Origin of the sequence: Delftia sp. HK171 (assembly GCF_001886655.1) — a bacterium.
Taxonomy (GTDB): domain Bacteria; phylum Pseudomonadota; class Gammaproteobacteria; order Burkholderiales; family Burkholderiaceae_C; genus Comamonas; species Comamonas acidovorans.
The window spans coordinates 874,695-888,601 of record NZ_CP018101.1 but is presented as its reverse complement, the minus strand read 5'-3'; the positions used below and the strand labels follow the sequence as shown (position 1 = coordinate 888,601).

The window sequence follows — 13,907 nt, the reverse complement described above, 5'->3', positions numbered from 1 at the left end:
GATTATTTAGAATGCACTTGTTCGCTTTTTTCCAATAAAAGACCCATGTCCACACCCTCGGTCAAGCAGCTCGAAGCCTTCTGGTGGGCCGCCACCTGCAGCAACTTCGCCACGGCAGCGCAGCGCGTGCACCTGTCCGTGTCCTCGCTGTCCAAGCGCATCACGGAACTGGAGTCCGCGCTGGGCCAGCCGCTGTTCGACCGCAGCGGCCACCGCGCCGTGCTCACCGATGCCGGCCAGCGCCTGCTGCCCGCCGCGCTGGAGGTGCTCAACGCCATGGCCGCGCTGGGCCAGGCCCTGGATACGCGCGAGGCACTGGCCGGGCATTGCCGCTTCGGCGTGGGCGACCTGTCGGCGCTGACCTGGCTGCCGGCCTTCGTGGCCGCCGCACGCCAGGCCCATCCGCAACTGGTGCTGGAGCCCCATGTGGACGTGGGCGGCGTGCTGGAGCAGCGCCTGGACGACGGCGAGCTGGACTTTGCCGTCATCGCGGGCCGCTCCTCGCGCAGCAGCCTGCTGTCCCGCCCCGTGGGCGCCGCACGCTTTGCCTGGGCCGTGGCCCCCGGCCTGGCAGGCGCAGGCCGCCTGGGCGCCACGGCCCTGCTGCAGCGCCATGCGCTGGTCACCCTGCCCCCGCAGGCCGGCACCACGCGCCTGCTGGACGACTGGCTGCTCGCCCAGGGCGCCAGCGTGCGCGAGCGCATCCTGTGCAACAGCTGGGGCGCCGTGGCCGGCATGCTGCGCGCCGGCTTGGGCGTGGGCTTCCTGCCCACCGGCTGGATCGCCGCCCTGGGCTTGCGCGCCGTCGGGGGCGCCCATCCCAAGGCTGCCCTCGCCCCCCTGCACTACGCCTTCCAATGGCGGCGCGGCGACGCCCGCGCCCTGATCCCGGCCATGCAGCAACTGGCGCAGGCGCAGGTGGATTTCACGGTGATGCCGGGGTTGGTGGGGTCAGGGCCGCACGCCTCGCCGCATCACACTCGCAGCAAAGGCCATCCAGCCGAAATCGGGCAAGATGGCACTTGGAAGCAGACCTCCCGTAACCTGTACGACACAGACTAAGATGACGCCTGCCATCGCTGAAGTCATTGAAATCCAGGGCCGCTCCGAGCAAGGCGCGCAAAAGCCGTTTCTGTGCCGGGCCGACGATGGCCAGACCTACTACGTCAAAGGACGGCAGACGGATCGGTCCAGCCTGTGCAACGAGTGGATCTGTGCGCATCTGGCCGTGCAGTTGGGCCTGCCGCTGCCGCCCTTCAAGCTGCTGCATGTCAGCCAGGAACTTCTGGACGAGGCGCCCAGGCCATGGCGTGAATTGGGCTGCGGCATAGCGTTCGGCTCGCAGCGTCATCCCGGATGCACCTGGTTCGACAAAGCCCAGATCCTGCATGTACCGCAGGACCTGCAGGCCAACATCCTCGCCTTCGACTGGTGGGTACAGAACGTGGACCGCATGGACGGCAACTCCAACCTGCTGTGGGATGCGCATCGCAGCGCATTGGTGGTCATCGACCACAACCTCGCCTTCGACCCGCATCTGGACGCCGCAACCTTTATCGAGAATCACATTTTCAGAGGCTGCTGGCAGAAGACAGATCTTGTGTCGCGCGACCGGCTACAGGATCAACTTTCCGAGGCGATGGATGCCGTTTTCCGCTTTGCCTGCGACAATATTCCACCGGAATGGCATTGGAACAACCCGGAATGCGACATCCCCGCCAGGGTGGACATCAATGCCATTGCCGCGACGCTTGCGAAGTGCAAATCGCCCGACTTTTGGAGGTTCACATGAAGCCTCTTACCTGCCGCTATTCGATAGTCCAATTTGTCCCGTATGCCGAGACCGGCGAGTTCGCCAACGTCGGCATTGTGCTGACCTGCCCGCAAAGCGGGTACTTCGGTTTTCTGCTGCAAAGCCGCAAGTCCAAGCGCGTCACCGATTTCTTCGATGCGCTTGACAGGGATTTTTACAAGAGCGCAGTCAAGGCCGTGGAGGAAGAGCTGTCGCGGCTCGAGACCCTCGCCCACAGCCTGGCGCCGCAGGCGAAGACAGATGCTTTGAGGGGGATGATGGCCGCGCTCGAGCAGCCACGCGAAGCCATTGTGCGCTTCAGCCCCGCCAGAGTGGTGCTCACCCAGGATCCGGCCCGGGAGTTGCAGCAGCAGTTCGACCACTATGTCGACCATGCTTTTGCCACGCCCGAGTACGTGGAACGCACGATGAACGAACGCCTGAGGGCTTTGCTGGGCGGCCTCGAATTGGATGCGCCGTTCAGGCCGGCGCGCATAGGCAACGAGTACGTCAGTGCCCGGTTCGACTTCGTGCAGACGGTGGGCGACAAGCCCCGCAAGATCATCAAGGCCCTGCATCTGGGCCAAAGCGATGCCAACGACATTGCTGCGCATGGCGACGTCTGGACAGGCAAGATCGCGCGACTGATCCGGCAGCGTGAATTGCCCGGAGACATCCTCGTCAATGTGAACCTACCTCCACAGGACAAGCAGGCTCACAGGGAAGTCAGCCAGGACATCATGCGGGAGCTCGAGCACCACAAGGTGATCGTGGTGGCTGGCGAAGGCCAGTCCGCCATGCAGAGCATCAAGGAATTCGCGCAGCATTAGGCGCAGCCCTGCCGACCGCGCGTTTACTGGGCACAGCGCCGTCCAGCGGTCAGCCCTCCCCCCACTCCACCAACTGCGGCCGCACCTGCACCACCTGACCCGCGCGCAGGCCTTCGCCGTCGATGGCGCGGAAGGCCTCGGCCATCAGGCCTTCGACGTTCTGGCGCACCATGTGCACCGGAAAGCGCAGGCATTCGGCATAGGGGTCCCAGTCGTAGCTGCCAAAGCTGCATTGCGCCAGTTCCGCATCGGGCAGTGCGCGCAGGAAGCGGATGGCGCCCTGCAGCGTGATGCCCGATGAGAACAGCAGGGCGCGCGGCAGGCCGCCCAGGCGCTGGTAGAGCGCGGCCATGGCAAGGCGGGCCGCTTCGGGGTCGTAGCCGCAGCAGACGATGTGCTCGTCCGCCACCGGCGTGTGGGGCGCCAGGGCTTCGCGAAAGCCGGCCAGGCGCTGCTCGGTGGCGTACTCCTTGCGGACGCCACCCAGAAAGCAGACGGCGTCCTGCGGCGCAGCTGCCGGGGGCCTGGAGCGCGCCAGCAGCAGGCGCGTGAGTTCGCCCGCACCCCAGCGGTTGTCGCTGGTGACGGAGGGCGCCTTTTTCCCGGGCAGATCCACGTTGACATGGCGCACGCCGGCCTGTCGGCATTCGGCGCTGACGGCGTCGGGCCGGGTGGCGCCCGTGACGATGAGGTGCTCCACGCGAAAGGCGATCAGCGAGCGCACGGTCTCCACCTCCAGCGCGCCGTCACGCAGCGTGCTGACCACCAGCGGGCACAGGCCGCGCGCGTGGGCCATGCGCTCGAAGGCCTGGGACAGCGCGCCGAAGAATCGGTCCTCGTGCGTGGGAATCACCATGCCGATCAGCCCCGAGCGCTGGCGGCGCAGGCCGCTGGCCTGGCGGTTCACGGCAAAGCTGTTTTCCTGGGCGAGCTGCTGCACGCGGCGCGCGGTCTCCTCGCTGATGCGCCGCGACTGCCAGCTGCCGTTGAGGATGGCGCTGACCGTCGAGGCCGAGGTGCCGGCCAGTTCGGCCAGGTCGTAGATGGTGGAGGTTCGGGGGCGGTTCACGGTGCTCTGCAGGGGTTGGGACGGGAGCGCTCGGCGGCTATCGTAGCCGCTGCGGCAGCGATTCGGGCGGACCGGCACCGGCACGCAGCAGCGGCCCGGGAAATCCCGCATCGGCAATGGAAGTCCATCTGTCTATAGTTTGCGCAATCGATTGTGCAAAACAGAGGGAGGAGCGCCATGTTCCATGGATTCAGCCGGTTCTCGAGGGCACTGTTGGCCTGCACCCTGGCGGTGCTGGCAGGCGCGGCCGGTGCCGAGGATGTGTCGGTGGTGGCCAAGGTCGGGGGCATTCCGTGGTTCAACGCCATGGAGACCGGCATCCGCAAGGCAGGCCGCGAGCTTGGCATCTCCAGCGGCATGGTCGGCCCCACCGAGGCCGATGCCGCCCAGCAGGTGCGCGCGGTCGAGGACCTGATCGCGCGCCGCAGCAAGGTCATCGCCGTGGTGCCCAACGATGCCAGGGCGCTGGAGCCCGTGTTCCGCCGCGCGCGCAGCGCAGGCATCAAGGTGCTCACGCACGAGTCGCCCGACCAGAAGGGCGCCGACTGGAACATCGAGCTGAGCAGCGTTGCGGGATTTGGCGAGCGCCACATGGACAGCCTGGCCAAGGCCATGGGTGGCGAAGGCAAGTACGTGGTCTTCGTGGGCTCGCTGACCGTGCCGCTGCACAACGCCTGGGCCGATGCGGCCATCGCCCACCAGAAAAAACAGTGGCCGAAGATGCAGCTGGTGGCCGAGAGCCTGGACGACTCCTACCGCAGCGCCCAGGACCTGATGCGCGCCCATCCCGACCTCAAGGGCTTTCTGGCCTTCGGCAGCCAGGGCCCCATTGGCGCGGGCCGCGCGGTGGCCGATGCGCGCAAAGCCGAGCGCATTGCCGTGGTGGGCTCGTTCTCGCCGGGCCAGGGCGCCAAGCTGGTGCGCGAGGGCGTGATCCGCGAAGGCTTCATCTGGAACCCCGCGCTGGCCGGCGAAGTGATCGTGCATGTGGGCAAGATGCTGATCGACGGCCGCGAGCCCACGGATGGCATGGAGATACCGGGCCTGGGCAAGGTCCAGGTGGACCGCGAGCGCCGCAACATCCAGGGCCAGAAGCTGGAGCCGATCAACCGGCAGACCATAGACCGGCTGGTCGGCCTGGGCCTGTGAGCCGCGCGCTGCCATGGATGCCACCACAACGGCGCTGGTCCGCATGCAGGCGGTCACCGTGCGCTTTGGCGACGCCACCGCGCTGCATGCGCTGGACTGGGACGTGATGCCCGGCGAGGTGCACTGCCTGATGGGCAGCAACGGCAGCGGCAAGAGCACGGCGATCAAGGTGCTCAGCGGCGTGCACGCGCCGCAGCCGGGCGCGCGCATCGACATCGGCGGACAGCCCGTGCAGCGGCTGGACCCGGCGCTGGCCAAGTCCCTGGGCATTCAGGTGATCTACCAGGACCTGTCGCTGTTTCCCAACCTGAGCGTGGCCGAGAACATCGCCTTCGACCAGGCCATGGGCCGCTGGTGGGCGCCCGTGCGCCGCAGGCGCCAGCGCGAAGCCGCCCAGGCCGTGTTGCGGCGCCTGGGCATTGCGCTGCCGCTGGATGCGCGGGTGGGCGACCTGCCCATTGCGGGCCGCCAGCTTGTGGCCATCTGCCGGGGCATGGCGGCCCGGGCCAGGCTGCTGTTCATGGACGAGCCCACGGCCTCGCTCACGCGTGCCGAGGTCGATGCGCTGCTGGCCGTGGTGCGCCGGCTCCAGGCCGATGGCATGGCCATCGTCTTCGTGAGCCACAAGCTGGATGAGGTCATGGAGATCGCCGACCGCGTCACCGTGCTGCGCGACGGGCGCAAGCTGGGCACCTGGCCCGCCGCGCAACTGTCGGGCAGGCAACTGGCCACGCTGATGACCGGGCAGGAAGTGGATGAGCGACTGCATGCGCGCGACATGTCCGCCGCGCCCGCGCTGCTGGAAGTGCGCGGCCTGGGCCGCGACGGCGACTACGAGGACGTGAGCTTCGACGTGCGCGAGGGCGAGATCCTGGGCCTGACCGGGCTGCTGGGCGCGGGCCGCACCGAGCTGGCCCTGGGCCTGTTCGGCATGCGCAGGCCCGATCGCGGCAGCATCCGCATGGGCGGCCGCACGTTGGTGCTGCGCAGCAACCGCGACGCCATGGCGGCGGGCTTTGCCTATGTGCCCGAGGACCGCCAGTCCCTCGGCCTGAACCTGCGCCAGTCCGTGCAGGACAACCTGGTGCTGGCCATGCTGCCGCGCCTGTCCGGCCCGCTGGGCTGGCTGCCCGCCAGCCGCCGCGCCGCCACTGCGGCCCAGTGGCGCGACCGCCTGCACATGCGCCTGCCCGCGCTGGACGCGCCCGTGCACCAGCTGTCGGGCGGCAATGCCCAGCGCGTGGTGCTGGCCCGCTGGCTGGCGACCGCGCCACGCCTGCTGATCCTCGACTCGCCCACCGTGGGCGTGGACATCGGCAATCGGCAGGGCATCTTCGAGATCGTGCACGGGCTCGCCGCACAGGGCATGGCGGTGATCGTCATCTCGGACGAGGTGGCCGAGGTCCATGCCCACTGCGACCGCGTGCTGCACATGCGCGGCGGGCGCATGGCCGGCGAGTTCGTGCCGGGGGTGCATTCCGAAAGCCGGATCGAGGAGGCCGTCCATGCCTGAACACGCACGCGCACACGCGCTGCTGCACCACCCCGTGGTCCGGCTGGGCCTGGCCATTGGCGCCATGGCCCTGCTGTTCGGCGCCCTGGCGCCGGGCTTCTGGACGCTGGGCAACTGGATGGACGTGGCCGAGGGCGCATCGGTCACCGCCATCATGGCCGTGGGCCTGCTGGTGGTGCTGGTCGCGGGCGGCATCGACATCTCGTTTGCCGCCACGGCCACGGTGGCGCAGTACCTTGCGGCCCTCGCGGCCACACGCCTGGGCTGGGCACCGGCGGCCAGCATCGCGCTGGGCCTGGCCACGGGACTGGCGCTGGGCGCATTCAACGCCTTGCTCATCCACCGCCTGCGCGCCACCTCCATCATCATCACCATCTCCACGCTGAACCTGTACTTCGCGCTGCTGATGCATGGCACGGGCGGGCGGTCCATCTACGACCTGCCGTCGTGGTGGAGCGATTCCGTGGTGCTGGCCCGCTTCGCAAGCGCCGAAGGCGCAGACCCCGTGCGCCTGACCCTGCCCATCGCCGTGGCCGCTGCGGCCGCCCTGCTGACCGCACTGCTGCTGGGCCGCAGCGCGCTGGGGCGGCGCCTGTACGCCTTCGGCGGCAACCCCGAGGCCGCGCACCGCATGGGCATCGGGCTGGGCGCCATCCAGGGCGTGGCCTATGGCTGGCTCGGCATGATGGCGGCCATCGCAGGCCTGGTGCAGGCGCACCGCGTGGGCGAGTCGGTGCCCAACGCCCTGGTCGGCACGGAGCTGTTCGTGCTCGCGGCCGCCGTGTTGGGCGGCGCCAGCCTGTTCGGCGGCACGGGCAGCGTGGGCGGCGTGCTGATGGGCGTGCTGCTGCTGGCCGTGCTGCGCAACGGGCTGAACCTGCTGGGCGTGTCGCCGTATTTCTTCCAGGTGCTGCTGGGCGCCGTGGTGCTGGCCTGCGCCGCCGCAACGGGACTGCGGCGCACGCAGCGACGCAACCAGCAGCGCAGCGCTGACGCCACTCCTGCAGCGCCTTTGGCGGGGGCCGCGCCATGAACCACAGCCTTGGCGCGCCGCTGGGCCTGATCGCGCTGCTGGCGCTGCTGTGCGCCGTGTTCACGCTGCTGCTGCCCGGCAGCTTCGCCACCCTGGGCACGCTGCAATCGGTACTGCTGCAGATCCCCGAGCTGGGCCTGCTGGCACTGGCGCAGGTGCTGCCGCTGGTCAGTGGCGGCATCAACCTGGCCGTGGTCGCCAGCGCCAACATGGCGGGCCTGGCCATGGCCTGGGTGCTGGTGGGAGGCCTGTCGGCGCTGGGCCTGGACCTGTCGGGCCATGAGGGCCTGCTCATCGCCGCGGCACTGACCGTGGGCGCCCTCGCCAGCCTGCTGGTGGGGCTGGCCAGCGGCTGGCTGGTGGCGCGCGTCAACGCCCATCCCATCCTCGTCACGCTGGGCACCATGTCGCTGATCAACGGCCTGTGCGTCTGGCTCACGCGCGGCAAGCCCATTGCAGGCTTTCCCGAGACCTTCCAGGCCCTGGGCTCCGCCCAGTGGCTGGGCCTGCCGCTGCCGTTCTGGATCTTCGCGGCCGTGTGCATGCTGGTGGGCCTGTACCTGGGCAGCACACGCCACGGGCTGGCCATCCGCATGGTCGGCTCCAATGCCGAGGCCACGCGCCATGCGGGCATCGATACGCGCCGCGTGCTGATCGGCGTCTACACCCTGTCCACGCTGCTGTGCTGGATCGCGGCCGTGCTGATGATGGCGCGCTTCAACTCGGCCAGCGCGGGCTATGCCCAGTCCTACCTGCTGGTCACGGTGCTTGCGGCCATCCTGGGCGGCACCGATCCCATGGGCGGCTTCGGCCGGGTGTCGGGGCTGTTCGTCGCCCTGCTCATCCTGCAAGTGCTGTCCAGCGGAGTGAACCTGCTGGGCGCCAATGCCCAGCTCACGCAGGCCCTGTGGGGCGCCACCATGATCGCCGCCGTGGCCGCGCGCCACCTGCTGGCGCGCTGGCGGGGCCGTGCCCGGGCACCCGCCGAACCCTCCCCTTCACTCTCTCGCAGCGTCCACCCGGAGCCCCTATGAACCCCCTCGGCATCCACGCCCTTGTCTGGGCCGGCGACCTGTCGCCGGCCTCCACCCGCCATGTGATCGAGCAGACGCGCCAAGCCGGTTACGACCTGGTCGAGCTGTCCCTGCACGGCCCCCGGCTCATGGACCTGGCGCTCACGCGTGATCTGCTGCAGGAGCACGGCCTGGGCGTGGGCTGCTCGCGGGGCCTGACCTTCGAGGCCGATGTCTCCAGCGAAGACCCCGCCGTGGTCGCGCGCGGCCTGGCGCTGCTGCAAGAGGGCGTGGACATCACGGCGCGCCTGGGCGGGCGCTATTTCGGCGGCATCCTCTACGGCGCCATGGCGAAATACGGTCACCCCTGCACGCCACGGGGCCGGCGCAACGCGATCGAGGCCGTGCGGCGCATTGCAGACTTCGCGGGCGAGCGCGGCGTCACGCTGGGCCTGGAGGTGGTCAACCGCTACGAAAGCAATCTGCTGAACACGGCCACGCAAGCGCTGGAGTTCATCGACGAAGTCGGCCAGCCCCATGTCTGCGTGCACCTGGACACCTACCACATGAACATCGAGGAAGCCGACCTCGCCGCGCCCGTGCTGGCCTGCGGACAGCGGCTGGGCTATGTGCACATCGGCGAGAACCATCGTGGCTACCTGGGCGCGGGCCACATCGACTTCGCGCAGTTCTTCAGCGCACTCGCGCAGATCGGCTACCAGGGCACCGTCACCTTCGAGAGTTTCTCGTCCGCCATCGTCAACGAGCAGCTGTCGAACGCGCTGGCCATCTGGCGCCCCATGTGGGAAGACGGCATGGACCTGGCCCTGCACGCACGCGGCTTCATGACAGGCGGGCTGGCCCGCGCGCAGCAGGCACGCGCATGACGGCCATCCTGCCGCCCCAAGCCCTGGCGCGTGCGTTTGCGCTGGCACGCTCCGGCCCCCGCCGCCTGATGGGCCTGGCTGGCCCGCCCGGCGCAGGCAAGAGCACGGCCTGCGCCGCCCTGCTGCAGGCGCTGGGCCCGCTGGCGGCGGCCGTGCCCATGGACGGCTTCCACCTGGCGCAGTCCGCGCTGGAGCGCCTGGGCCGCGCGCAGCGCAAGGGCGCACCCGACACCTTCGACTCGGCCGGCTACGTGGCCCTGCTGCGCCGCCTGCACACGCCCGTGGCCGGTGAAACGGTCTACGCCCCCGAATTCCGGCGCGCCATCGAGGAGCCCATTGCAGGCGCCATCGCCATCGCGCCCGGCGTGCCCCTGGTCATCACCGAAGGCAACTACCTGCTGATGGATGAACAGGATGCGCCGGGCACGCACTGGCATGCCGTGCGCGCGCTGCTGGACGAGGTCTGGTACGTGGACATGGACGACCGCCTTCGCATCGAACGCCTGACCCGCCGCCACGAACTCCACGGCCACAGCCCCCAGGCCGCACGCGACTGGGTGGCGCAGGTGGACGAGCCCAATGCGCGCCGCATTGCGGCAACGCTGGGGCGGGCGGATTGGGTGTTGCGCTGGGGGTGAGGCTGCCGAACACAGCCCCCGCTCAGAACGCCACCACGCCCCCATCCTTGCGCGGGTCCGATCCGCCGATGTAGTGGTCGCCGTCGCGCAGCACCAGCTGCGCGCCGCCGAAGGCGAAGACGCCATGGCCTTCCTCGATCGTGACTTCGTGGCCGCGTGCGCGCAGGGCGGCGACGACCTCGGCGTCGAAGGCGGGCTCCACAGCCACGCCCTTGCCGCCCGTCACGCGCCAGCGCGGTGCGTCGGCGGCGGCCTGGGGGTTCTGGCCGTAGCGCAGCACGCGCAGGGCCATCTGCAGGTGGCCCTGGCTCTGCATGGGGCCGCCCATGACGCCGAAGGCCATCTGGGGCGTGCCGTCGGCGTTCATCGCAAAGGCCGGGATGATGGTGTGCGAGGGGCGCTTGCGCGGCGCGACCTCGTTGGCATGGCCGGCTTGCGTGGTGAAGCCGTGGCCGCGGTTTTGCAGGCTGATGCCGGTGCCCGGCACGACCACGCCCGAGCCGAAGCCCATGTAGTTGGACTGGATGAACGAGACCATCATGCCGCTGGCATCGGCCGCCGCCAGGTAGACGGTGCCGCCGGGGCGCGGTGCGCCGTAGGTGGGCGCGCTGGCGCGCTCGCGGTCAATGAGCGCCGCGCGTTCGCGCAGGTAGCCGGCGTCCAGCAGATGGGCGGATTCGACGCGCATGTGGTCGCCGTCGGCGTTGTATTCGTGCAGGTCGGCCAGGGCCAGCTTCATGGCCTCGACCTGCAGGTGCACGGACTCCACGCCGTCCAGCGGCTCGGCGCCCACGCCCAGTGCGTCCAGCATGCCCAGCGCCATCAGCGCGGCAATGCCCTGGCCGTTGGGCGGGATCTCGTGGATCACCGAATCGCCAAAGGTCTGCGACACCGTGCCGACCCAGTCGGCTTGGTGGGCGGCCAGGTCGGCCTCGGTCATGGCGCCGCCGCAGGCCTTGGCGTGCTCGGCCATCGAGCGCGCCAGTGCGCCACGGTAGAAGGACTCGCCCTTGGTGGCGGCGATCTCCTCCAGCGTGCGCGCATGGGCTTCGCTGCGGAAGACCTCGCCCGCCTTGGGGGCCTTGCCATCGGGCAGGAAGCACTCGGCAAAACCGGGCTGGTCACCGAGCTTGGCGCCGCCCAGCGCCCACAGCGTGGCGATGGTGGGCGAGACCGCAAAGCCGTCGCGCGCATAGCGGATGGCGGGCTGGGCCAGTTGCTCGAACGGCAGCTTGCCGAAGCGGCGCGACAGCTCCACCCAGGCCGAGACGGCGCCGGGCACGGTGACGGCGTTCCACCCCTTCTCGGGATGCCGCCCAGCGCGGCGAAGTACTCGGGCGTCCAGGCTTCGGGCGAGCGGCCCGAGGCGTTGAGGCCATGCAGCTCCTTGCCATCCCACAGGATGCAGAAGGCATCGCTGCCCAGGCCGCAGCCCGTGGGCTCGACCACGGTCAGCGCCATGGCCGTGGCAATGGCCGCATCCACGGCATTGCCGCCGGCCAGCAGCATGGACAGGCCGGCCTGCGCGGCCAGCGGCTGCGAGGTGGAGACCATGTTGCGGCCCAGCACCGAAGATCGGTGCGAGGCGTAGGGAAGTGTCCAGTCCGTAACAGTGCTTGTCATATCAATTTCCATAGCGCCAACGCGCCACCGATAGCTTGAGGAACCGCAGGCACGGCCCAGCTCAGGGACGCCAAGCAAGGGCCGCCCCGCAGCAAGGGCGTCGTCCCCCTCCCGCAGGAGAGGGGGAAGCGGCAAAGCCGCTCAGGGGGTGCTTCACTCAATCCAATGTGATTTTGTTGTCTTTGATGACCTGCGCCCAGCGCGCGCTGTCGGCCTGCACCATGGCAGCGAACTGCGCGGGCGTGCGCGGCGATGCGGCCTCGACGCCCTGCTTGGCCAGGCTGGCCACCACCTCGGGATTCTGGATGGCCTTGTTGAAGGCCTGATTGATCCGCGCCACCAGCTCGGGCTTCATGCCGGCCGGGCCATAGACGCCGAACCAGGTGACGGAAGAATAGCCAGGCAGGCCGGACTCGGCCACCGTGGGCAGGTCGGGCGCCAGCGCGCTGCGCTTGTCGCCGGTCACGGCCAGGGCGCGCAGGCGGCCGCTGGCCACATGGGGCATGCCGGTGGGAATGGAGTCGAACAGCAGGTGCACCTGGCCCGCGGCCAGGTCGGTGATGGACTGGGCCGTGCCCTTGTAGGGCACATGGGTCAGTTGCAGGCCCGCGCGCGCCGCGAAGGCCGCCGCGTTCAGGTGGACGATGGTGCCGTTGCCGCTGCTGGCGTAGTTGAGGGCGCCCGGATGGGCCTTGGCATAGGCGATCAGCTCCTGCACATTGCGCACGGGCAGCGAGGGCGTGACCAGCAGGATGCTGGCCGCGCCGCCGATCTCGGCAATGGGCGTGAAATCCTTGTCGGCCTTGTAGGCCAGACGGGTCATCAGGTGCGGCGAGATGGCATGCGTGCTGCTGGTGGTGAACAGCAGCGTGTAGCCGTCCGGCGAGGCCTTGGCGGCCTCGCCCGTGCCGATGGTGCCGCCCGCGCCGGGGCGGTTGTCGATGACCAGCTGCTGGCCCAGGTCCTGGGACATGCGCTGCGCCACCACGCGCGCCACGAGGTCGGTGGCGCCGCTGGCCGGAAAGGGCACGACCAGGCGCACCGGGTGCGAGGGCCAGGACGCCTGGCCCTGTGCCACGGCGGGCAGGGCGATGGCGCCAGCCAGGGCACAGGCTGCAGCCACGATGGCGCGGCGTGGAAGTAAAACGCTGGGCAATGCCTTCATGGGCACACTCCTGGACAGGGGTTGGACGGCTGCAGCCGCTGCTCCCCAGCAACGCCGCAACAGGCCATCGTAGAACCCTCGCCCCTTTGCCGCCATCAGCAAATTTGCAAACCTGCGTTGCCTCTGCGGCAAATTGATGACAATCGGGGCGACATGCCCGACGCCCGCCACCTTCTTTTGCAGGACACCGCGCTGCGCTACTTCCACGAAGTGGCGCAATGCGGATCGCTGACCGAGGCCTCGGCGCGGCTGCATGTGGCGGCCTCGGCCATCAGCCGCCAGATCGCGGCGCTGGAGGGGCTGCTGGGCACGCCGCTGTTCGAACGCCACCCGCGCGGCATGGTGCTCAATGCGGCCGGGGAGATCCTGGCCGACCATGTGCGCCGCGCCGGCCTGGATGCCGAGCGCGCGCTGGGCGAGATCGAGGCCCTGCAGGGGCTGCGCAGCGGCCGCGTGCGCATCGCAAGCTCCGACGCCTTTGCCAACGAGTTCCTGCCGCGCCTGTGCGCAGCGTTCCAGCGCGCGCATGCCGGCATCGTCTTCGAGGTGATGGTGCTGCCCACGCCTGCCGTGCCAGAGGCCGTGCGCAGCGGCACGGCCGACATCGGCCTGTGCTTCAGCCGCGCGCCTGAAAAAGGCATTGCCGTGGCCTGCCGCGTGGCGGCGCCCCTGGTCGCCCTGGTCGCACCCGGCCATGCCTTGGCCCAGGCGCGGCGCCTGTCGCTGGCCCAATTGGTACGCCACCCCCTGGCACTCACACCGGCCGATACTGCCGTGCGCCAGTTGCTGGACGCGGCCTGCAGCCGCCAGGGCCTGATGCTGATGCCGGTGATGGAGAGCAACCACGGCAAGACCCTGCTGAACTTTGCAGCCCAGGGCGCCGCCGTGGCCGTGGCCAGCGAGATCGCCGCGCGCCACATGGTGGCCACAGGCGCACTGGTGGCCGTGGCGCTCAGCGACCGGGGCATGGACCTGCGCGACATCGAGGTGCAGACCCTGGCCGGCCGCACGCTGCCGCATGCGGCGCAGTCCTTCCTGGAAATGCTGCAGCTCAGGCTGCCAACCTCCTGGTAACCAACCTGGCGCCCTGGCATGGAACGCCCAGACACAAAACACGGCAAGCCTGCTGAATTTGCAATGCATTCCAAGGTCTTGGTTACAACAACCAGATAACTCCTGTTTTTCAGCGCCGCCA

12 protein-coding genes and 1 pseudogene are annotated in these 13,907 nt (G+C 69.5%); 10 read left to right on the top strand and 3 right to left on the bottom strand.

Annotated elements, in window-relative coordinates:
• Positions 1-45: 45 nt before the first annotated feature.
• Genes BO996_RS04045 through BO996_RS04035 form a run of 3 tightly spaced genes read left to right on the top strand, consistent with a single transcriptional unit; the run spans position 46 to position 2,622 of the window.
• Complete coding sequence (locus BO996_RS04045) at positions 46-1,062, top strand: LysR family transcriptional regulator (protein ID WP_071954073.1); 1,017 nt, start codon at positions 46-48, stop codon at positions 1,060-1,062.
• A 1-nt stretch (position 1,063) separates the two neighbouring features.
• The gene (locus BO996_RS04040; protein WP_071954072.1) at positions 1,064-1,792 is read left to right on the top strand and encodes a HipA family kinase; all 729 of its coding nucleotides are present in this window, start codon (positions 1,064-1,066) and stop codon (positions 1,790-1,792) included.
• Positions 1,789-2,622 carry a DUF3037 domain-containing protein gene (locus BO996_RS04035; RefSeq protein ID WP_071954071.1) on the top strand — a complete coding sequence of 278 codons (834 nt, stop codon included), beginning with the start codon at positions 1,789-1,791 and terminating at the stop codon, positions 2,620-2,622. Before BO996_RS04040 ends, BO996_RS04035 begins: the two co-directional genes overlap by 4 nt.
• Positions 2,623-2,671: 49 nt before the next feature.
• Here BO996_RS04035 and BO996_RS04030 read toward each other — a convergent pair whose 3' ends face one another.
• Positions 2,672-3,691 (bottom strand): LacI family DNA-binding transcriptional regulator, encoded by a 1,020-nt coding sequence (locus BO996_RS04030; protein WP_071954070.1) that lies wholly within the window; start codon positions 3,689-3,691, stop codon positions 2,672-2,674.
• Positions 3,692-3,868: 177 nt separating this feature from the next.
• Here BO996_RS04030 and BO996_RS04025 point away from each other — a divergent pair, with 177 nt between their 5' ends.
• From BO996_RS04025 to BO996_RS04000, 6 genes are read left to right on the top strand one after another with little or no spacing between them, the layout of a single operon-like run.
• Entirely contained in the window at positions 3,869-4,840 is a 972-nt protein-coding gene (locus BO996_RS04025; protein ID WP_071954069.1) for a substrate-binding domain-containing protein, read from the top strand.
• A 13-nt stretch (positions 4,841-4,853) separates the two neighbouring features.
• Positions 4,854-6,353, top strand: coding sequence for a sugar ABC transporter ATP-binding protein (locus BO996_RS04020; protein ID WP_071954068.1), 1,500 nt, complete (start codon positions 4,854-4,856; stop codon positions 6,351-6,353).
• On the top strand, positions 6,346-7,386 hold the full coding sequence (locus BO996_RS04015) for an ABC transporter permease (protein ID WP_071954067.1): 1,041 nt from the start codon (positions 6,346-6,348) through the stop codon (positions 7,384-7,386). The genes BO996_RS04020 and BO996_RS04015 overlap by 8 nt, the downstream gene beginning before the upstream one ends.
• On the top strand, positions 7,383-8,420 hold the full coding sequence (locus BO996_RS04010) for an ABC transporter permease (RefSeq protein WP_071954066.1): 1,038 nt from the start codon (positions 7,383-7,385) through the stop codon (positions 8,418-8,420). The genes BO996_RS04015 and BO996_RS04010 overlap by 4 nt, the downstream gene beginning before the upstream one ends.
• A complete protein-coding gene (locus BO996_RS04005; RefSeq protein WP_071954065.1) occupies positions 8,417-9,286 on the top strand; it encodes a sugar phosphate isomerase/epimerase family protein in 870 nt (289 codons plus the stop codon). The genes BO996_RS04010 and BO996_RS04005 overlap by 4 nt, the downstream gene beginning before the upstream one ends.
• Positions 9,283-9,924, top strand: a complete 642-nt coding sequence (locus BO996_RS04000; protein ID WP_071954064.1) for a nucleoside/nucleotide kinase family protein — start codon at positions 9,283-9,285, stop codon at positions 9,922-9,924. The genes BO996_RS04005 and BO996_RS04000 overlap by 4 nt, the downstream gene beginning before the upstream one ends.
• A 22-nt stretch (positions 9,925-9,946) precedes the next feature.
• Here the strand turns inward: BO996_RS04000 and BO996_RS03995 are convergent.
• Both BO996_RS03995 and BO996_RS03990 read right to left on the bottom strand, forming a co-directional pair.
• Positions 9,947-11,547: pseudogene (locus BO996_RS03995) on the bottom strand (gamma-glutamyltransferase family protein).
• Between the two features lie 157 nt (positions 11,548-11,704).
• Positions 11,705-12,712, bottom strand: a complete 1,008-nt coding sequence (locus BO996_RS03990; RefSeq protein WP_043825478.1) for a Bug family tripartite tricarboxylate transporter substrate binding protein — start codon at positions 12,710-12,712, stop codon at positions 11,705-11,707.
• 153 nt (positions 12,713-12,865) lie between these two features.
• On the opposite strand from BO996_RS03990, the gene BO996_RS03985 reads away from it, so the two are divergent.
• Positions 12,866-13,786 carry a LysR family transcriptional regulator gene (locus BO996_RS03985; RefSeq protein WP_034366405.1) on the top strand — a complete coding sequence of 307 codons (921 nt, stop codon included), beginning with the start codon at positions 12,866-12,868 and terminating at the stop codon, positions 13,784-13,786.
• Positions 13,787-13,907 lie beyond the last annotated feature (121 nt).

What these genes read in the sequence shown, in the direction of transcription:
- BO996_RS04020 (WP_071954068.1), top strand. Translation starts at nt 4,854, where the DNA reads ATGGATGCCACCACAACGGCGCTGGTCCGCATGCAGGCGGTCACCGTG.
- BO996_RS03990 (WP_043825478.1), bottom strand. Translation starts at nt 12,712, where the DNA reads ATGAAGGCATTGCCCAGCGTTTTACTTCCACGCCGCGCCATCGTGGCT.
- BO996_RS03985 (WP_034366405.1), top strand. Translation starts at nt 12,866, where the DNA reads ATGCCCGACGCCCGCCACCTTCTTTTGCAGGACACCGCGCTGCGCTAC.
- BO996_RS04005 (WP_071954065.1), top strand. Translation starts at nt 8,417, where the DNA reads ATGAACCCCCTCGGCATCCACGCCCTTGTCTGGGCCGGCGACCTGTCG.
- BO996_RS04035 (WP_071954071.1), top strand. Translation starts at nt 1,789, where the DNA reads ATGAAGCCTCTTACCTGCCGCTATTCGATAGTCCAATTTGTCCCGTAT.
- BO996_RS04025 (WP_071954069.1), top strand. Translation starts at nt 3,869, where the DNA reads ATGTTCCATGGATTCAGCCGGTTCTCGAGGGCACTGTTGGCCTGCACC.
- BO996_RS04010 (WP_071954066.1), top strand. Translation starts at nt 7,383, where the DNA reads ATGAACCACAGCCTTGGCGCGCCGCTGGGCCTGATCGCGCTGCTGGCG.
- BO996_RS04045 (WP_071954073.1), top strand. Translation starts at nt 46, where the DNA reads ATGTCCACACCCTCGGTCAAGCAGCTCGAAGCCTTCTGGTGGGCCGCC.
- BO996_RS04040 (WP_071954072.1), top strand. Translation starts at nt 1,064, where the DNA reads ATGACGCCTGCCATCGCTGAAGTCATTGAAATCCAGGGCCGCTCCGAG.
- BO996_RS04000 (WP_071954064.1), top strand. Translation starts at nt 9,283, where the DNA reads ATGACGGCCATCCTGCCGCCCCAAGCCCTGGCGCGTGCGTTTGCGCTG.
- BO996_RS04015 (WP_071954067.1), top strand. Translation starts at nt 6,346, where the DNA reads ATGCCTGAACACGCACGCGCACACGCGCTGCTGCACCACCCCGTGGTC.